Annotated in this window: 19 protein-coding genes and 2 tRNA genes; 3 read left to right on the forward strand and 18 right to left on the reverse strand. The window is 48.8% G+C overall.

All coding sequences use genetic code 11. The annotated features are described in order from the left end of the window. Positions 1-95 precede the first annotated feature (95 nt). The 11 genes from smpB to IV54_RS07165 all read right to left on the reverse strand — a co-directional run bounded on the left by smpB (position 96) and on the right by IV54_RS07165 (position 12,667). Positions 96-569, reverse strand: a complete 474-nt coding sequence (gene smpB, locus IV54_RS07115; protein ID WP_057878694.1) for an SsrA-binding protein SmpB — start codon at positions 567-569, stop codon at positions 96-98. 15 nt (positions 570-584) lie between these two features. Further along, entirely contained in the window at positions 585-2,969 is a 2,385-nt protein-coding gene (rnr, locus tag IV54_RS07120; protein WP_057878695.1) for a ribonuclease R, read from the reverse strand. A gap of 18 nt (positions 2,970-2,987) precedes the next feature. Continuing rightward, on the reverse strand, positions 2,988-3,731 hold the full coding sequence (locus IV54_RS07125; RefSeq protein WP_057878696.1) for an alpha/beta hydrolase: 744 nt from the start codon (positions 3,729-3,731) through the stop codon (positions 2,988-2,990). 81 nt (positions 3,732-3,812) lie between these two features. Continuing rightward, positions 3,813-4,049 carry a preprotein translocase subunit SecG gene (gene secG, locus IV54_RS07130; RefSeq protein WP_057878697.1) on the reverse strand — a complete coding sequence of 79 codons (237 nt, stop codon included), beginning with the start codon at positions 4,047-4,049 and terminating at the stop codon, positions 3,813-3,815. Positions 4,050-4,153: 104 nt separating this feature from the next. Beyond that, the gene (locus IV54_RS07135) at positions 4,154-5,698 is read right to left on the reverse strand and encodes a ClC family H(+)/Cl(-) exchange transporter (RefSeq protein ID WP_057878698.1); all 1,545 of its coding nucleotides are present in this window, start codon (positions 5,696-5,698) and stop codon (positions 4,154-4,156) included. A gap of 62 nt (positions 5,699-5,760) precedes the next feature. After that, entirely contained in the window at positions 5,761-6,726 is a 966-nt protein-coding gene (locus tag IV54_RS07140) for a hypothetical protein (protein ID WP_157054381.1), read from the reverse strand. A gap of 117 nt (positions 6,727-6,843) precedes the next feature. After that, the gene (eno, locus tag IV54_RS07145) at positions 6,844-8,163 is read right to left on the reverse strand and encodes a phosphopyruvate hydratase (RefSeq protein ID WP_057878700.1); all 1,320 of its coding nucleotides are present in this window, start codon (positions 8,161-8,163) and stop codon (positions 6,844-6,846) included. 108 nt (positions 8,164-8,271) lie between these two features. Beyond that, positions 8,272-9,030, reverse strand: coding sequence for a triose-phosphate isomerase (gene tpiA / locus IV54_RS07150; RefSeq protein ID WP_057878701.1), 759 nt, complete (start codon positions 9,028-9,030; stop codon positions 8,272-8,274). 143 nt (positions 9,031-9,173) lie between these two features. Next, positions 9,174-10,376, reverse strand: coding sequence for a phosphoglycerate kinase (locus IV54_RS07155; RefSeq protein WP_057878702.1), 1,203 nt, complete (start codon positions 10,374-10,376; stop codon positions 9,174-9,176). 182 nt (positions 10,377-10,558) lie between these two features. Then, positions 10,559-11,569 carry a type I glyceraldehyde-3-phosphate dehydrogenase gene (gap, locus tag IV54_RS07160; RefSeq protein WP_057878703.1) on the reverse strand — a complete coding sequence of 337 codons (1,011 nt, stop codon included), beginning with the start codon at positions 11,567-11,569 and terminating at the stop codon, positions 10,559-10,561. Positions 11,570-11,638: 69 nt separating this feature from the next. Beyond that, entirely contained in the window at positions 11,639-12,667 is a 1,029-nt protein-coding gene (locus IV54_RS07165) for a sugar-binding transcriptional regulator (RefSeq protein WP_057878704.1), read from the reverse strand. Positions 12,668-12,920: 253 nt separating this feature from the next. On the opposite strand from IV54_RS07165, the gene IV54_RS07170 reads away from it, so the two are divergent. Then, positions 12,921-12,992, forward strand: a tRNA-Arg gene (locus IV54_RS07170). 53 nt (positions 12,993-13,045) lie between these two features. Here the strand turns inward: IV54_RS07170 and IV54_RS07175 are convergent. Beyond that, entirely contained in the window at positions 13,046-13,648 is a 603-nt protein-coding gene (locus IV54_RS07175; RefSeq protein WP_057878705.1) for an ECF transporter S component, read from the reverse strand. Between the two features lie 126 nt (positions 13,649-13,774). Between IV54_RS07175 and IV54_RS07180 the strand changes: the two genes are divergently transcribed. After that, a tRNA-Arg gene (locus IV54_RS07180) sits at positions 13,775-13,846 on the forward strand. 89 nt (positions 13,847-13,935) lie between these two features. Here IV54_RS07180 and IV54_RS07185 read toward each other — a convergent pair. Continuing rightward, complete coding sequence (locus tag IV54_RS07185; RefSeq protein WP_057878706.1) at positions 13,936-14,667, reverse strand: LiaF transmembrane domain-containing protein; 732 nt, start codon at positions 14,665-14,667, stop codon at positions 13,936-13,938. A gap of 5 nt (positions 14,668-14,672) precedes the next feature. Further along, positions 14,673-15,119, reverse strand: a complete 447-nt coding sequence (locus tag IV54_RS07190; RefSeq protein WP_057878707.1) for a LytTR family DNA-binding domain-containing protein — start codon at positions 15,117-15,119, stop codon at positions 14,673-14,675. Between the two features lie 297 nt (positions 15,120-15,416). Between IV54_RS07190 and clpP the strand changes: the two genes are divergently transcribed. After that, positions 15,417-16,013, forward strand: a complete 597-nt coding sequence (clpP, locus tag IV54_RS07195) for an ATP-dependent Clp endopeptidase proteolytic subunit ClpP (RefSeq protein ID WP_048732353.1) — start codon at positions 15,417-15,419, stop codon at positions 16,011-16,013. 101 nt (positions 16,014-16,114) lie between these two features. Here clpP and whiA read toward each other — a convergent pair whose 3' ends face one another. The 4 genes from whiA to IV54_RS07215 form a co-directional block, all read right to left on the reverse strand. Further along, a complete protein-coding gene (whiA, locus tag IV54_RS07200; RefSeq protein ID WP_057878708.1) occupies positions 16,115-17,053 on the reverse strand; it encodes a DNA-binding protein WhiA in 939 nt (312 codons plus the stop codon). A gap of 3 nt (positions 17,054-17,056) precedes the next feature. Then, positions 17,057-18,070: a gluconeogenesis factor YvcK family protein gene (locus IV54_RS07205; RefSeq protein ID WP_057878709.1), complete on the reverse strand. Its 1,014-nt coding sequence runs from the start codon at positions 18,068-18,070 to the stop codon at positions 17,057-17,059. Next, entirely contained in the window at positions 18,067-18,951 is an 885-nt protein-coding gene (rapZ, locus tag IV54_RS07210) for an RNase adapter RapZ (RefSeq protein ID WP_057878710.1), read from the reverse strand. Before rapZ ends, IV54_RS07205 begins: the two co-directional genes overlap by 4 nt. Before the next feature lie 171 nt (positions 18,952-19,122). Further along, positions 19,123-19,668 carry an HdeD family acid-resistance protein gene (locus IV54_RS07215; protein ID WP_057878711.1) on the reverse strand — a complete coding sequence of 182 codons (546 nt, stop codon included), beginning with the start codon at positions 19,666-19,668 and terminating at the stop codon, positions 19,123-19,125. Positions 19,669-19,780 lie beyond the last annotated feature (112 nt).

A 19,780-nucleotide genomic window follows, 5' to 3' on the forward strand; every position in this document is an offset into this window, starting at 1 on the left:
AGACCACTTCTAAGAATAGATTCTTAGTGTTGCACTTGATTTGACAATTGAGGCAAGAAATAATCTTGATTACCAACAACAGTTATTTTAGAACCCTAATAGCGTTTCATCACACGTGCAATCTGGCGGTCTTGTTCCCGTCGCTTGATGGTCTCACGCTTGTCGTACTCCCGTTTCCCTTCGGCAACGCCGAGGAGAACCTTCGCAAACCCATGCTTGAGATACACCTTCAACGGAATCAACGTGACCCCTTTGTTCTGCGTGGCAAGTCCTAATCGGTGAATCTGCTTCTTATGCAGAAGTAGCTTCCGATTACGAAGTGGATCATGGTTGAACCGGTTACCCTGAACATATTCACTAATGTGAATGTTCATTAACCAGGCTTCACCATTGCGAATCTGGGCGAACCCATCTTGCAAATTAATCCGTCGCTCACGTACCGATTTGATTTCGGTCCCAGTTAAAACTAGGCCAGCCTCCACCGTCTCGGTAACACGATAGTCATGCCGTGCCTTACGATTCTGCGCCAAAAGATTATCTGGTGTTTTCTTGGATTTTGTTTTAGCCAAGTCTCGTCACCTCGTTTAGTGCCGACCACCTTGCGAGTTGTTGCGGTGTTGACCGCCGTTGTTATTCTGACGGTGACTGCTGCTGTTATTGCCTCGCTGATTAGTTGATCGTTGATTCCGGTGGTTACCATTGCGGTTACCGCCGTTTTGGTTATTACCCGCACGGTTGTTGGAACGGCCATGGTAGTTGCCCCCACGTGAACGATGTTCACGGTGTGGTAACAGGTCACTGACCGGAGCAGCTTCCGGATTGAGTAATTCAAAATCAATTTCACTTTGTTCCTTGTCGACGTGGATTAACTTAACCCGAATCTCTTGACCGATTCGGTACGTCCGCCGCGTGTTCCGACCAACTAGGGCCATGAACTTCTCGACGTATTCGTAGTAGTCATCCTTCATTCGACTGATGTGAATCAGCCCCTCGATGGTGTTTGGTAACTCAACAAACATCCCGAATTTCAAGACTGAAGCCACGACGGCATCGAACTCTTCACCAACGTGATCGGCCATGTATTCAGCCATCTTCATGTCGTTAGTGTCACGTTCAGCATCGATTGCCCGACGTTCAGCTTCGGAAGTGTGAACCCCAATTTCTTCCAAAATTGGTGCAAACTTTTCCTTGCTGGCGGCATTAATCCCATGGTCTTCGTAATAATGAATCATCCGGTGAACCATGGTATCTGGGTAACGACGAATTGGGGAAGTGAAGTGGGTATAGAACTCTGCACCCAGTCCAAAGTGACCCAGTGATTGGTCTGCATAACGGGCTTGCTTCAAGCTCCGCAACATCATCACTGAAACCATGGTTTCTTCCGGTTGACCCGCAACCTGCTTTAAGACACCTTGTAACATCTTAGGCCGTAAGTGGTTCGGATCACCCTTAACGTTAATCCCGAAGGCCGTTAAGAATTCGAAGAAACTCTTCACACGATCGCCATCTGGCGTTTCGTGGACCCGGTAAAGGAATGGTGCCTTGGCACGGAAGTAGTGTTCCGCAACCGTTTCGTTAGCAGCCAACATGAAGGATTCGATCATCCGTTCAGCCATCCCCCGTGTCCGCAACTTCACGTCAATGGCGTGACCCTTGTCGTCCACGATGATTTCTGCTTCACGGTCATCGAAATCAATGGCCCCACGACGCTTCCGTTGCTTAACCAGAATACGGTGAAGTTCGCCCATTGCTTCAAACATTGGAACCAATTCATCGTAACGCTTCATGGTCACGGGATCGTGGGCTTCCAATATCTGGTTAACCGCCGTATAAGTCATCCGTGCCTTAGAGCGCATGAATGAAGGGTGAATCCGGTGCTTAATGACGTGGCCTTCCTGGTCAATTTCCATGTCACAGCTCATGCACAAACGCAACTCGCCCTCGTTAAGAGAACAGATCCCGTTGGATAAACGCCGTGGCAACATTGGAATAACCCGATCGGTCAAGTAGACACTGGTTCCACGCTTGTAGGCTTCCTTGTCGAGGATTGAGTCTTCCTTAACGTAATGGGAAACGTCGGCAATGTGGACCCCTAAATGGAAGTTCCCATTAGGTAACTTCCACACCGTCACAGCGTCGTCCAAATCTTTAGAGGATTCCCCATCAATCGTGACCAAGTTTTGCTTGGTGACGTCTTCACGGCCCTTTAATTCCTCAGGTAAAACGTGATCCGGGATCTCATCGGCGGCCTGCATGACCTCTTCTGGGAATTCTGATGGAATGTTGTGTTGGTAGACAATCTGTAGGATATCAATCCCAGGATCGTCGACACTCCCGATCACTTGCTTAGCAATTCCCACCACGGCATCAGGGTGCGCTTCATTCGGAAATTCCGTAATTTCAGCGGTAACCACTTCACCTGGTGTTGGGTTCAAGCCCACGTTAGTCACGTAGAACTTGTACTTCATGATCTTCTTGTCGGTTAGACGCACTTGTCCCAGGTAACCGGCATCGTCATCGGTCTGCATGAACTCACCCACGACTTGTTCGTAGTGGTGTTCCACGATTTCCGTAACTTTACCTTCAGGACCCTTACCCGTACGAGGGTCACCGGCACGAACGATTTCAATCTTGACGGTATCGCCGTTTAGAGCGCGTAACGTATTGTTAGGCGCGATGTAGGCATCTGGTTCAATTTTGTCTTCGTCATAAGCGACGAAACCAAAGCCCTTGTCGTTCCCATGGAAAATCCCAGTCAACGTCCGTTGGCTTGGATCAAGTTGAAAATGGCCGTGTTCAGTAACCTGAACCAAGCCGTCTCGTTCTAACTGTGCCAGCTCCTGTACGATCAGCTTAAAGGCCGCTGATCCATGGTAATGGAGCGCGTCAGAAATATCTTCTACTGTGTAGTTCTCGTCCGAGTGTGCCCGGAAGAACGCGGTTAAATCATTCTTTAAATTATCTTGCACTATCGATTCCTCGTTATTTTAAAAGATTGTGTGTAAAAAAGTCTGTAAGTCTGTTTCCAAAGCATGGTGTGCGCTGTTCACGGTTAGCACGTGACTCGCACCCACATATTCGTGAAAATCAATCTGAGTAGCCGGAAAAGCCGCCGCCAACCATTGGCCCGATCGGGGGTCAATCATCTCATCAGCCGTTCCTTGGGCGATGAAGATGGGTTGCTTAATCCGGGTTAAATGCGTTGCGGTCGTGTCCGCAAACGCTTGAATTGCCATGAGTTGTGCCGGCAGATGGTCTTGAATCCAGACCATCTTGGCTTTGAATTCCTCATCGGAGAGGTTCTCTCGCCGATAGACCGTCTGCGCCATTCGAACAAAGACTTCCGGTACGTGAGTGGTCCCCCGAAAAATCACCGGAGAAGCAAACGTCCCGCCCCCCACCAACGTGGGATCCTCGCGTAAGGCTCGAGTCGCAAACAACCCACCAAGCGATAACCCAAAGATCGCAATGCGCCGATAGCCTCGCTGTCGTAAGAAGGCGATCGCATCCTGGGTGTCTTGCCACCACTGCTGAGGTGATCCCTCGCGTAAGATATCTGCGGGATCGCCCGTCGCGTGACCGGTAAAGATTGGCGCCAGAACCGTATAGTTCTGGCCCTGAAGATAACGTGCTAATAGACGCATATCGTTAGAACTACCCGAATAGGCGTGGAGCAGAATCACTGCTTGTGGTCCCCCTTCAAAGAAGAGTGGGACTGGTTTTCGAATCATGTCAAACCACCACTTTCCACGATGTTGAGATAGTCTGTAAAAAAGCCCCCTGTAACGAACAAACAGGAGGCTTAATCTCTTCTAGTGTGAAGATAGATATACTAAAGCCAATGCCAGTCCGAAGAAGATGGCTCCCAAAATCACCGTAACTTTTTGCATAAAGGCTTCAAAGCCACGGGGTTTTTGCTTGGCAAATAAATCATCGGCACCACCAGATAATGCGGATAATGCATCATTGGTCTTAGCGGGTTGCATCATAACAGCGATGATGATCAACACACTGACAATTAAGATACAGGTCATTAAAAAATTATACACAAATTTGCCTCCTACCTATCGAATAGGTCTAATAGGTCTAACTATACTCTGTCTAATTTATCATAGTCGCCGGGTTTTTACCAGTCTCCGGCCTAATCTCGCGATCATTCTGGCAAATCGTTTAATCTTCCTAATCGCTGACGGACATAGGCCCGGTTACGATGATAGGTCAAAACAATTAGTGTGTCTCCTGCTCGCAAGAGCGTATCCCCATGAGGAATGACTTCTCGTTCACCACGACGGACCGCAACCAACAGTGAACCAGTTGGCCAGGAGAGATCCCGAACCTGTTTGTCCACAAAGCCAGAATTCTCGCCAATCGAATACTCAACTCGATCGGTAATTCCCGCGGCGTCGGGTTGGGCTGGCGTAACCAATTGTTGCAGCATAGCTTCGTAGATTGGCGCACCACCTAGAACATCCACGGTAATGTAGGCGACAATAGCCACCACAGCCAGTGGCATCAAGTGATGCAAGGTCCCCACCATTTCGGTAATCAAGAGGATCGCCGTAAAAGGCGCCTTGGAAATTCCCGCAAAGTACCCCGCCATGGCGTAAATAATAAAGTTCGCCACAAACATTGGCGGTAACCAACCTAGACTCACAAAACCGCGGGCACCAATGGCCCCGAGTAATGCTCCTAACGCCAAGATTGGCAAGAAAATCCCACCAGGAAGTCCCGAATTATAACTAATAATAGAAAAAACAAATCTTAAGACGAAGAACCCAATCAAGGGCCAAATCATTGGCGTTTGCTTAGCAAAGGTCACAATCATCTGATTTCCGCCACCCAGCGTGATCGGCCAAAGTAGCCCCACCGGAATCACCAATAGGAATGGAATAATGCCATTCAGGTGATCTGGTAACCATTTGATTTTGGCATACCAATCACTGGCATGCAAGGTAATCCACTGGTAACCAAAGCCCAAGACACCGAGCAAGACCCCAAGGAGTAATAACAAGCCATAGTATTTCAGCGGTAAGGCTTGTTCGTAGAGAATATGTAACACGGGTGTGAGGCCAAAGACTTCGTTTGAAACAAAGTTAGCCATGACGGCACTGGTCAGTGACGTCAGCCACACCAGTGTTGAAAAGTTATGGTACACCTCTTCCAAGATGAAGAGAGTTGCCGCAATCGGCGCGTTGAACGCAGCGGAAAGCCCAGCAGCGGCACCACCAGCGATAATTAACCGCCGGCGAGTCCCGGTAAAACTTAAACGGTCAGCCAGTCCCTGGGCAACCGTCCCACCTAATTGAATTGACGGACCTTCTCGTCCAAGAAAAAGTCCGGAACCGATCCCTAAAATGCCCCCGACAAACTTCTTCCAGAGAACTGGCCACCAGGCGTAGTCTATCTCGCCGGCCAGTTGTCCTTCAACCTGAGGAATCCCAGATCCCTTGATCATTGGCGTTGTCTTGACCCAATGCCCGATAAGAACGGCTACTGCCACCATTAATATCGCCCATGGAATGAGCCAGAGGGGATGTTGGCCAAGCCAACCATAAATTACCTGAACACCAGTTAGCATGTGTTCAATGATTAAGCGAAAAATACTAACTACCGCACCAGCTAAAAGTCCCACCAGGGCTCCAAATAAAATAGCATTCAACCGGGTTAAATCATGCGGTGTTTGTCGCTTCTGCTTCATTAGCCAATCCCTCCACTGTAATTTTTTGTCTACTAATTAGTTTATCACAGTTTTGGCGGGATTTAACGGAAAAGCCGGCGAAGACTGGCTAGACTAACCAGAATGGTTGCCACGAGAAGCCCCCACCAGCCCGATAGGCCACGCTTCTCGTTAGTTTGGGGGAGTTGTTCCTTAACCGAACGGGAGCGATGAGAACGCCTGTGAGCTGGCTTAGCTTGCGGGCCCTTTTGACTCGTCTTTGTCGGTTGTCCTGATTCTCCCTCCTCATTTTCCGGTCTGTCTGCATCCACAGTAGTAATTGGCGCTATCTCATGGTCAATAGATTCAGCCCAGTCTGGTAGCGGATGAACTGGCGGTATCGGTTTCTTATTTGGAACTTCTTCAGGAATTGGTTGTGGTTGCGGTTGCGGTTGCGGTTGCGGAACATTAATCGTTGGTGGTAAGACTGGCCTCACTGGAGGTACCAAGACCGGTGGTCGTTCAGTGATGGGCTTCTCGGGTTCCTTGTCAACGACCGGTCCATTACCCTCAGCTACACCTCCAATTGCCACTACAGGAATTGTCCATTTATCATTTTTCTTCGTCGCCATCTGCAACACTGCTGTACCAGGCATCAACGCGTAACCAGCCGGTGCGACCAACTTCACCCGACCGCCTTTCGTTAATTTACCCGTAGACTCGTATCCGCCAACTGCTCGTCCGTCAGCACTATAAGTCACCGATACATGAGCCGGTAAACTACTATGATAATTCCAATCAATCTCAGAGTCCTCACTAAAAGAACGCAGTGAGTATGTCAAAAATCTCGATAAGTCAGTATTTGAACGTAACGCTTCACCAATTTTTCCAAGCTGAGATTCTTGCTGATAAACCCAATTCACTAGATTCCCGTCATCATCGGTTGCCTTAACCATGTGTCGCACCTTCACCGTAACTGTCTCCCCAGTCGCAGCATACCCCGTCACAACACTGCCACCAAGACTTCCAATCACCATAGCTCCCAGCGCCAGCTTTACCTGTAAATTCATCATCCAATTCCCCCTTCGTTAAAGTTAACTCCGGAAAATAATTGGAAAAATTCGGCGCGAGATCAAAAAAATCGGTCAACCTCTAAAGGTCGACCGATTTTGAAAACTTAATTTGAATTACTTGTTGATGATGGCCAAACGGGCATCTTCATCCAAGTTGTAGAAGGAGTGAATCCCCTTGTATTCGGAAGTCTTACCTAATTGGTCTTCGATCCGCATTAATTGGTTGTACTTAGCGATCCGTTCGCCACGGCTCATTGAACCAGTCTTGATTTGGCCAGCGTTTAAGGCCACAACAAGGTCAGCAATAGTCGTGTCTTCAGTTTCACCAGAACGGTGAGAGATAACGGCCGTGTAACCAGCTTGCTTAGCCATTTCAACAGCTTCAACAGTTTCAGTCAAAGTCCCGATTTGGTTCAGCTTGATTAAGATAGAGTTGGCAACACCCATCTTGATACCCTTTGCCAAGTAGTCCGTGTTCGTAACGAATAAGTCGTCACCAACGATTTGGACCTTCTTGCCAAGGCGTTCAGTAGCCATCTGCCAGTCAGCCCATTCGTTTTCGTCCAAAGGATCTTCGATGGAAACGATTGGGTACTTGTCAACGATTTCTTCCAACAAGCCAACGAATTCGTCAGCCGTGTAATCCTTGCTGTCACCCTTAAGTTCGTACTTCTTGGTGTCAGCATTGTAGAATTCGGAAGCGGCACAGTCAAAGGCAATAGCAATGTCCTTACCAGGAACATAGCCGGCACGCTTGATAGCGTCAACTAAGATTTCGAATGGTTCTTCGTTGTTCTTCAAGTCAGGAGCGAAACCACCTTCGTCACCAACGGCAGTTGAGTAGCCCTTTTCGTTGAGCAAAGCCTTCAGGTTGTGGAACGTTTCTGAACCCATCCGAACGGCTTCCTTAACGGACTTAGCACCAACAGGCATGATCATGAATTCTTGAAAATCAACCTTGTTGTTGGCATGCTTCCCACCATTGATAACGTTCATCATTGGTGTTGGCAATACGTGACCGTTGAACCCGCCAAGGTAGTTGTACAATGGTTGGCCCAATTCGTCAGCAGCAGCACGGGCAGCGGCTAAGGAAACACCTAAAATGGCGTTGGCACCTAACTTACCCTTGTTTGGCGTACCATCCAAGTCGATCATGGCTTGGTCAATGGCACGTTGGTCGGTAACATCGTAGCCAATGATTTCCTTGGCAATTAAATTGTTAACGTTGTCAACGGCCTTAGTAACACCCTTACCCATGAAACGACTCTTGTCGCCATCACGAAGTTCAACGGCTTCGTGTTCACCAGTAGAGGCACCAGAAGGAACGATCCCCCGGCCCATTGCACCGGCTTCGGTGTAGAGTTCAACTTCAACAGTTGGGTTACCACGAGAATCTAGGACTTCGCGTGCGTAAATATCAGAAATAATAGACATTTTTTGTATTCTCTCCTTATGAAAGTTTGGCTTCACGGGAACAAGACAACCATCCCATGCTTTATTTTATAAGTTTAACTTTGAACTTTCAATCACAATTTTACCTATTTACATATTTTGGTAGTTTGCTAATTCGACAAAGGACTGTTCATCGAGGCTAGAGCCTCCGGCCAGCACCCCATCGACATTCGCATTTTTCATTAAACCAGCAATGTTGTCTGGCTTAACACTCCCACCATAGAGCACCCGGACGCCGTTAGCCAAATCATCTGAATAGATGTCGGCTAACGTCTGCCGGATCAGGTAACAACCTTCTTCAGCTTGGTCGGATGAGGCTGTAGTGCCACTGCCAATCGCCCAACTTGGTTCATAGGCGACGACAATCTTTGCGGCATCTTCAGCACTGACACCCTTCAACGCAGCCGAAACTTGGTTGACAACCCAGTGAATTCTTTCACCAGATTCACGGCGACCCATTGTTTCATCACAACAGATAATCGGGGTCATACCGTTGCGAAAGACGGCCTGAACCTTACGATTAATCACATCATCCGTTTCGTTAAAGTACCGACGTCGTTCGGAATGACCCACGATCGTATAGGGAATCCCCATCGCGTGGAGCGCCTTAGGACTAGTTTCACCCGTATAGGCCCCTTCATCCTCGTAATAACAGCTTTCAGCCGCAATACGCAGGACATTTTCCTGATTAGCGTCCAACATGGTTTGTAAAAACAATGCTGGGGCAGCGATCGCCGTTTCTACGGTATCGGATGCTGGTAATTTACCTTGGATGGCCGTAATGAAGCTTTGCGCCTCCGCCACCGTCTTATTCATTTTCCAGTTTCCTGCAATGAATGGTATTCGCAACCTACTCCACCCTCTCTAAAAATAAATTGACTACGATCATCATCTTACCGAATTGGGGGCAGATAAGCCAGCGAAGACGCTTCAACGGTGACCATGCTCAGAACAAAGAGCCGCGATGACAGGCACCACAGCTCTTTATAAAGTTATTTGTCAGAAATTGCAGCGATTCCTGGTAAAGTCTTACCTTCGAGGTATTCGAGGGAAGCCCCACCACCAGTTGAGATGTGGGAAAATTGGTCAGCAACACCGAGTTGTTGAACGGCAGCAGTGGAGTCCCCACCACCAACGATCGTCTTAGCATCCTTCAAGGTGCCTAAGAACTTACCAATTTCCAACGTACCTTCTGCATAATTACTCATTTCGAAGACACCCATTGGTCCGTTCCAAACGACGGTCTTAGCGTCCTTCAAAACATCTTCGAATTCAGCAACGGACTTAGGTCCGATATCCAAGGCCATGTAGCCATCAGGAATATCGCCCTCAACCGTCTTGTGAGCGGCATCGTTATCGAACTTTTCAGCAACAACAGAATCAGAAGGCAGAACCAACTTGTCGCCAGCCTTGTCTAAGATTTCCTTAGCTAAATCGATCTTGTCCTTTTCAACTAAAGAGTTCCCGATCTTCATACCCTTGGCAGCGTAGAAGGTGTAGGTCATCCCACCACCGATAAGAATCTTGTCAGCCTTAGCTAACAAGTTATCGATAACACCGATCTTGTCGGAAACCTTAGCACCACCCAAGATAGCAACGAATGGGTGTTCAGGGTTGTCCACGGCGCCACCGATAAAGGTAATTTCCTTTTCCATTAAGAAACCAGCAGCGGTTTGGGCCATGTTAGAAGCGATACCAACGTTAGATGCGTGGGAACGGTGAGCCGTACCGAAGGCATCGTTAACGAAGACGTCACCCAATGAAGCCCAGTACTTGCCCAATTCTGGGTCGTTACCGGATTCACGCTTAACGTATTCGCCATCCTTGACGTCTTCATAACGGGTGTTTTCCATAACTAGAACATCACCGTCGTTTAAGCCATCAATAGCATCTTCAAGCTGCTTACCTTCAGTCGTTGGGACAAAGGTAACTGGCTTGTTCAACAAGTTAGACAGGCGTTCTGCGACTGGACGCATGGACAGACCTGGCTTGTCTTCTTCCTTCTTGACCCGGCCTAAGTGAGACAATAAGATTGCCTTACCACCGTTTTCAATAACGTACTTGATCGTTGGCAAAGCTGCCACGATCCGGTTGTCGTTACCAATCACACCGTCTTTAATTGGGACGTTGAAGTCCACACGCATCAGGACTTTTTTGCCCTTAACGTCTAAATCAGAAACTGTTAATTTAGCCAATTTAGAAAAACCTCCTTGAGTGCTCAAATAATTTATCAGATTACGGTCACAATATACCGTAAATCCACGGGAATTTCAAAGAACTTCTGTCCTTTGTGTCAATGAAAAACGCGTCGGAGAATTCCCTCCTCCGCCGCGTCTTTGTTAATCAATTTTATTGGCGTTATGCCGCTAACTCTCTATTAAAGGGTAGCGAAGTGTAATAACGTCCGAACCATGTTACAAGTGAAGCCCCATTCGTTGTCGTACCAAGCAACAGTCTTAACTAATTGGGTGTCACCGGCAGTGGTAACTTCCGTTTGAGTTGGGTCAAATACGGAACCATGAGGGTCATCGATGATATCAGTTGAAACGATTTCGTCACCGTTGTAACCAAAGGCATCGTTACCTTCAGTGTGCTTCTTGATAGCTTCGTTAACTTCGTCGGCCGTAACGTTCTTGTCCAGAACAGTAACCAATTCAGTCAGGGAACCGTCAACAACACCAACACGTTGTGCATGGCCTTGTAACTTACCCTTTAAGTCAGGGATTACTAAACCGATAGCCTTAGCGGCACCAGTTGAGTGAGGAATCGTGTTGATACTTGCGGTACGGTTGTTCCGCATCTTCTTACCACGAGGTCCATCCAAGATCATTTGAGTTGAAGTGAAGGCGTGGATAGTAGTCATGGTACCGGCCTTAATGCCAAATTCTTTGTTCAAGAAGTATGCCATTGGAGCCAAGCAGTTGGTCGTGCAAGAACCAGCAGAAACGATCACGTCATCCTTGCTCAGGACGTCCAAGTTAACACCTGGAACTACGGTCGTAACGGCACCGGCTGGAGCAGATACTAAGACCCGCTTAACACCAGCATCGATGTGAGCTTGTGACTTTTCTGCGGAAGTGTAGAAACCAGTACATTCAAGAACGAAGTCAACACCATCGTTCTTAACCCAAGGAATGTTTTGTGCCTTAGGTTCAGCGTATACAGGGTATTCCTTACCGTCAACCACGATACCTTTGTCCGTAGCAGAAACTTCGCCAGGGAAACGGCCATGAGTTGAATCATACTTCAACAAGTAAGCTAACATTGAAGGTGTCGTCAAATCGTTGATGGCAACTACTTCGATGTCACTTGAGTGGAGTTCGTGAATCCGCTTGAAAGCCAAACGGCCGATACGTCCGAAACCATTAATACCAATCTTTACAGTCATACTGTGATTTCCTCCTTCAGGAAGCAAATAAAGAATAATTTTTTTAAAAAGCAGTACATGTTAAGTGTATCACTTTTTTAAAACAAAGTCAGCAGCTCCTTCGTCGGTAATGAGCCAAGTCGAAGCTGGCGCTAAATGCATGTATGCCGCGATTGCGGCGCCCTTTTCGGCACCACCCGCAACGGCAATAACGAGCTGTTTAGCGGCTAAATCTTCAATCTCCACGCCAATCCGTGGAAACTTACTTACCACGTGCCCTTCGGCATCGAAGAAGTACCCGAAGGCCTCCCCGACCGCATGGGCCGCGGTTAAGTCATCAATCACGTGCGGGGCAATGTTGCGCCGCTTCGCCATGACCAATGCCTGTCCAATCCCGTGAATCACCACGTTACTATGCGCGATGAGTTCCAGAACCTCGTGGATGGCCGGTTCTGCAAACAAGGGTTTGTAAGTGGCCGTGTTGAGTTGCTCGGGAATAAACAATGATCGAAAATCACTGTTCGTTCGCTGTGCCATTTGGGCACTGACGGCATTGGCCTGAATGGCCGGTGACTCACCCACGCCCCCACGAGCGGGAACAAACAACAGGTGTCGGTTCACCGCTAATGATGGGGTCAGAACTGAAGCGACGGTCGCCAGCGTATGGCCACCCATTACCGCCACGGTACTTGCGCCCAGCGGCAGTTGATCCGCCAAAACCTGGCGGGCTGCTCGGGCGAGACCCATCAGCGATCCGGTTGGGGCGGTACTATCACCGGCCACAATCGTACAATGGGCAATCCCTAACTTCTGCGCTAAGGCAGCCTCTTGTTGCTGACGCCCCAAGAGTTCTTCCATAACCGGTCCCAATCCATGCAGAAGCTGTTGGCCAGCCCGGGTCATTTGCATCCCCTTGACCGACATCTGAATAAATCCCAGCTCGGCTAAGGCATCCGTGGTCGTTCGCACGGCCCGTTCAGAGTAATCTAGGCTGGTTGCCAACGTCCGCCGCCCAACGGGTTGCAGACTCGCAATGGCCTGGAGAACACGGAAACGGCTGGTCAGTTTGGTAACCATCTTGGGTACAATTGCATTGACCCACTGCCAGTCTTCACGCATCCTGCTTACCTCCTAGTGGGACGATGATCGACCAGCGGGGGCTATTCAAGACCCACCCTGGCCAAAAAAATCGAGGTCAACTAATGCCAACCTTCCTTTGATAGTATAAGCCCTCAGAATGGACAATGCAAGTCAGGTCTCCCCAGGATTATTCTCAGTGTTTAATGGCCTTTTCAGAAAAATCTCACTGGCCCCTTGAATTTATATTCAGCTTCGGGTATAGTAGTTAGGTGCTCGGAAGAGCAAGCGCAATGCGCCCGTAGTGTAATGGATCGCACGTAAGATTCCGGTTCTTGAAATGGGGGTTCGATTCCCTCCGGGCGCATCACATCACCAATGGTCGGTCCTAGGCAGTTGCCTAGGACCTTTTCTTTTACGCTATTTCGAAACAGTCATGCGATCCCAACGCCGACGTAAGGGCTCTGCCAGCAGTGGTGCAACCAGCACGTCTAAAATCAGCTCGGGCACCGCATTTGTCGCCACTGAAATTAGGAGAACATAGCCCAGTGTCTGACTACCATGGGCCCCAAAGGCTGTCGCCACGGCTGGCGTTTGGTAGAAGAGGTACACCAAGCCCAAGACTAACCCACTATTAATCACTGCACCAGCGGCCGCTGCTAATCGCATAGCCCCTCGCATTGACCAACGTTGCCGGGCCCAACGATAGACCAGTCCGGCAACCATCCCCATTAGCAACCGAGGAACAATCGAAATCAGTGGGTTCGTAAAAATCAAGGGGGCCACGGGGCTGGAAGGCCACGTAAAAGCCCGTACGAAGGTGATTAATCCCCAGAATCCTCCAATGAGAGCCCCATCCCTGACATCTAAGGCAGTCCCGGCAACAATCACGGTCAGTCCGATTAAGGTCATGCTAAAAGGACCTAGGGGCACGTAGCCTAAAATTGGGACAATATTTTGAAGTAACACGATCGCCATCAATAAGGCATCAACCACCAGGCGAAAAGTCTTCTCTCGCGTCATCTTGCGAACCTCCACAAAAAGTTAGTGCCGTTATTATAGCATGTTTCTGCCGAATAAAACCCGATCCTGCCTTGTATTTTTATCCATAATCAGTTATAGTAGTTAAGGTATTGTTTCACATTATTTGCGCCCGTAGTGTAATGGATCGCACGTAAGATTCCGGTTCTTGAAATGGGGGTTCGATTCCCTCCGGGCGCATCAATATCACCAATGGTTGGTCTTAGGCAGTTGCCTAGGACCTTTTCTTTTGCCAAAAAAAGAACACGATCGCTCGTGCTCTCCCGGTTCTAGATGTAAATGATGTTTAAACTCCCCAGTGAAATGTCGCCTTGAATCGTCACCTTGGGACCTTCTTCGACGGACTCTTGAATTCCCTTCTCCTCGACAACACCTAAACTGGTATTGACGTTTGACGTCACATTCCAGGCCCGTGGCAGATAGAGTTCAATCCCACCTAAGGACCCGTCAACCACAATGGTTGCCCCGTCTTCATCTAAGACAACGTTATCAAAGTAAACCTTGGCATTCCCCATGGAAACCTTAATCATGGCTTGCTTGAAATCCGTGGATTGCAGGTAGCGAATGCTACTACTCATGTTTACGTCAACGATCGTTTCAGATTCATTGACAGTTTTAATGTCGTCATAGCCGTGGTGGAAGTTCTTATCCCAGCCTCGACCATGATGGCCCTCCCAAGTGATATTACGATGCCAACGCCAACGGGGCTTGATAATCATTGATAACCCAATCGACAAGAGTAGCGCGGCCCCTAGAATCGTCCAGGGGGCTAAGGCCACAATACCCAGTGGCTTAGCGAAGATAATGGCCAGAAATGCCAGCGAAAAAATCATCCCCGTCACACTGATCTGAATGAGACTCCCAACAAACGTTGCCACTAAAAACATGGCGATCAAGAGGGTCCAAAACCCGATATGGTAGCTCAGTACCCCGAGTTGACTTGCGATGAGGATTCCCGCGGCAAGCACGAAGAATGTCCCCCAAAACCAATTTCTATGCATTTTAATTACCCCTTTCGCTCTAGTGCTTCTTTGAGTCCTTTATAAAAGCGGCGCGACACGTAGAGCTGCTTGTGTGAATTCTGAAATTTAACGAGATTACCGGTGACAGACTTTGTGAGTGAGAAGACCTGATCACAATTTAGGATGGCGGACTTGGAGACCCGGCGGAAGCTAGCGGGTAAGGCCGCTTCCAGTTCATACAGCCGCTGTCGCGTGGAAAATACCTCACTTGGCGTGTGCACCATGACTTGGTGATCCGCGGCCTCAAAGAACAAGACATCACGTAAGGTCACCTGATAGTTCTTCCCGCGCTGACTAAAGGTCATGCGGGTTGCCGTGGCCCCCACGCCTTGAATGGCGGTGACGAGTTGATCGACGTCCACGTTCCCGGGTGTTCGAATCGTAATCTCCGGTTCTGCCAACTGATCATCAACTTCAACTCGAATCTTCAAGTACTCACCCCCTTTCGTTAATCCTAGTAAACCATATTGTGTGTGGAAATAAAATAGGTTTCCCGTAACCGGTCACGTTTGCTCCGCAAGTGGTCAAATCAACGACAGTTACCCGTACCAAAAAACCGTGACAGAATACGTGACGTTTGGTCAAACTCTGGTATGATAGTTCTAGTCAAATGGTTGCGGGAATTAACAGAGTCTAATCGTTTGACCTGTTTTGACCATAGCGGTACACTAACAATATGTTAGCGAAACGCTAGCCATTCAAACGTTAATAAGGGAGGCTATCTTGTCATGAATTTAGTACCAACAGTTATTGAACAATCATCCCGTGGCGAACGGGCCTATGATATCTATTCACGACTCTTAAAGGACCGGATCATCATGTTATCTGGCCCAATCGAAGATGACATGGCAAACGCCATCATTGCGCAATTGCTCTTCTTGGACGCCCAAGACTCCACTAAGGACATTTCGCTTTACATCAACTCACCAGGTGGGGTTGTTTCCTCCGGCTTGGCAATCTACGATACCATGAACTTCATCCAATCCGACGTACAAACCATTACGTTAGGTATGGCTGCTTCCATGGCCAGTGTCTTGGCTTCATCCGGGACTAAGGGTAAGCGTTTCGCCTTACCACATGCCCAAGTGATGATTCACCAACCATCCGGTGGTGCTCAAGGTCAACAGACTGAAATCGAAATTGCCGCTCGTGAGATCTTGAAGACTCGGCAATTAATCAACCAAATCTTGGCTGACAATTCCGGTCAACCCGTTGAACGTCTGAACCAAGACACTGAACGAGACAACTACTTGAGTGCTCAAGAGGCCGTCGATTATGGTTTAATTGACCACATCATGACCAACAGTAGTGAACAAAAGAAGTAAGTTAATTACGAATCACATCACGATTGCCGCGATGTGATTTTTTTGATCAAACAAGGGCGCCGTAACCTCCCATCGGAGGCAACGGCGCCCTTTCTGTTTAACTACGCAGAAGCTTCTCCCCGCAGTTGCTTAGCATAATCATTAATTTTACGCAATCGGTGATTGATCCCCGACTTAGAAATAGGCCCCCCGGGAACCAGATCGCCCAATTCCTTTAGGCTGACTTCTTGATGCGCCATCCGCGTCTCGGCCACTTCACGTAGCTTAACGGGCAACTGGCTAAGTCCAACCGTGGCATCGATGAACTGAATGTTATCGATTTGCCGCGTCGAGGCGTTGGCCACCTTGTCTAAGTTGGCATTCTCGCAGTTGACCAGCCGGTTCACGGAATTCCGCATGTCACGCATGATCCGAATATCCTCGAATTTTAACATCGACGTCGTGGCCCCGATCAGGGACAAAAAGTCGGCAATTTCCTCGGCACTCTTCAGATACGTGATGTACCCGGAACGCCGAACGATGGTCCGGGCATTCAAGTCATAACGATTCATCATCTCGGCAATCATCTGGTTATGTTCCTCATATAGTGAGTAGATCTCCAGATGATAGCGACTGGTTTCCGGATTATTCACAGACCCACCGGCCAAAAAGGCGCCTCGCAGGTAAGAACGCACCGACATGTCAGAACTCAGAATTTCATCAGGGACGGACTCTAAGAGTTGCATCCCATCAAAAATTCCCAGGTCAGACAGGACTTCCGTCGCGCCAGTCTTCACCCGCACGATATACAGGTTGTTTTTCTTAAGTTTCATCTTACGTCGAACTAACAGTTCACTTTCCAAATCGTAGAACTGTTTCAAAAGCTGGTACATCCGGCGCGCAATGGCGGGATTTTCAGTTTGAACGTTCAAGACAAAATGGTGGTTTGCCAACCCTAACGCCCCATTCATCCGGATCAAGGCGACTAGTTCCGCCTTGGCATTCTCCCGATGAACTTCGAGCGTCGTGAGTTCTTTTTTTACTTCGCTGGCATACGACATATGTTACGGCCTCCGTTTCATCCGGTAACGTGGCTGGCCAATCAGGTTCAGGAGTTCGTGTACGACCTCCTGCCCATTATGAAATGCCCCGTTATCCCTTAGTTCAAGAAAGTCCGTCGAAATCACCCGGCAGCCTTGATCACGCAAGCCTTGGAAGTCATGACGAACTGGCTGAGACATTTCGTCCCAGCGCTGATAATCAATGTATTTATCTGGTACCTTTCGGGTGTTAACCAGGACGGTATCAATGAAATTTGTGTGTAAATGTTGATTCAAAACGCGAACGTGGTCGGCGTCGGTGAAGTTCTGGGTTTCACCCTTCTGCGTCATGATATTACAGATATAGACGACCTCGGCTGGGCTCTCACGAACAGCCTGCCCGACGCTATCAATCATCAAGTTCGGTAGGATACTGGTAAACAGACTCCCCGGTCCCAAGACAATCTGATCAGCATTCATGATGGCATCAATCACGGGTTGAACCGCCGTCGGTTGCTCATGATGGTCGCTGGTCTCGACCCAGACCCGCTTAATCAGCTTGTGAGCCGCCGTAATCTCGGATTCCCCACTCAGGGTAGACCCATCGGCGAACTGCGCATGGAGCTCCAAAGGCTCGTCAGATGCTGGATAGATGTGACCATTGACTCGCATTAATTGTGAAAGCTCTTGAACGGCATCAAAAATACCGCCCCGCATTTCGGATAAGGCGGCAATGATGAGGTTGCCAATGGCATGGCCCGCAAAAAAGTCGTCTGTCGTTTCAAACCGGTACTGAAATAACTCTTTATAAATGGCGGGAACTTCGGCTAAAGCAACCATGACATTTCGAATATCTCCAGGCGGCACCACGTTGACATAGTGGCGAATGATACCTGAAGAACCCCCGTCATCAGCGACCGTAACTACGGCCGTGATGTCGACGTCTTGATCGCGTAGGTTTCTTAAAATAACCGGCAGTCCCGTCCCTCCGCCGATCACCACAATCTTGGGACGGCGGGTACGTAACGGATCTCTCATGAGCGGTTGGTGGACTCCTTTCGCCTGTTGATGTCACGATGGGTCACATGTACGGGATAAGTATTCCCGAGTGCCTGTCCAATTCGCGTCGCCAGGGCCACGGAACGGTGTTGCCCGCCCGTACAGCCGATCGCGATGGTCAGATTGGCCTTGCCCTCTTTTTTATAGCCGGGGACAATCGTCGTGAGTAACTTCAGAAATTGGCCATAGAACTCCTCCGTCTGCGGTTGACTCATGACGTAATCGTAGACAGGCTGGTCCAACCCGGTCTGGGGTCTTAATTCTGGAACATAGTAAGGATTTGGCAGGAATCGGACGTCCATCACGATGTCGGCGTCGATGGGTAACCCATACTTAAAGCCAAACGACATCACTTCAATGTGGAAAACTTGGGCCGATTCCGTTTCATAATTATGGAAAATTTCTTCACGTAATTTCCGGGGGCTCAGGTTCGTGGTGTCGATCACCAGCTGAGCAGCCTGCCGAATGGACGCGAGCAGGGTCCGTTCCCGTTGAATACCCTCCATCACGCGGCCATTACGGGCCAGTGGATGGGAGCGTCTGGTTTCCTTGTAACGGGAGACCAGTTCCTCATCGGAAGCGTCCAAGAAGAGCACCTGAGCGTTCATGCTGCCATGAACCGCCACGTCATTTAGCATCCGGACGATCTCGTCGTAAAAAGCCCGTGAACGGAGGTCAATGACCAACGCCACTTTAGAGATCTTGCCGGATTCACGGATCAGGTCCCAAAATTTTGGTAACAATGTGGGCGGGAGATTATCAACACAGAAGTAGCCTAAGTCTTCAAAACTCTGCATGGCCACGGTCTTCCCGGCACCACTCATCCCCGTAATAATGACGAAATGAATCTCATCTGTCATGGTTCTCCTCCAGCTTCCTGAAAAAACGTCTTTAAGCAGTATAACACACCGGGCGTGTCTTTCCTAATTTATTCGCTGTTCGCCCGAAATATCAGTCTTTTATACCCCCTATCACCAATGAAAAAGGCCCCCGCAGAATTCCAGGGACCTTACTTTGATGATTAAGTAAACTTACTGACGGCTCCGAGCAAAAGCAATCCAGATCGCATTAACCCCGAAGACGGCAAAGAACAAGGCCACCAGCATGTTGATGGATAAGGCGGCCACCACGGGATGCACGAACAGGAGAATCCCGACCACTAGACTCAAGACGTCCAGGATAATGGAGAACCAGAAGAAGCCCCCGCCGAAGGAACGCAGGTGGCTCGCCACGATCAGACGTTCAATCGAATCCAAGATAAACCAGAGGGCAAATAAATAACCCAGGGTCACAATGGCACTGTTCATGTCAAAGAAGAACACGACCGCAATCAGGATATCCAGGATACCGAGAACCAACGCAAAGTTGGCGCGCATCCCCGTCACTTCATGCAACTTACGGTAACCCGCAATCGTGGTCAACCCACTCAATAGCGCCATAAAGGCAAAGATAATGGCTAATCCTGTTAATCCAATCTTAGGTGACCGTACCAGGCCAAAAGCAGCCACTAGGAATAAAATACCAAGAATGAACTCTCCCCAGTCAAACCCCCAGCGCGTCCGATTCATATTAAACATTGACTGCATCTCCTCACAGTTCCGGTCAAGTGGCGACCGGTTTTTACCTATTGTACTGGTTTTACAGGATTCTCACAAGGACCACTGATCCTAAAAAAACGGCCAAACCGTG

The organism is Levilactobacillus paucivorans (assembly GCF_001437125.1).
Taxonomy (GTDB): domain Bacteria; phylum Bacillota; class Bacilli; order Lactobacillales; family Lactobacillaceae; genus Levilactobacillus; species Levilactobacillus paucivorans.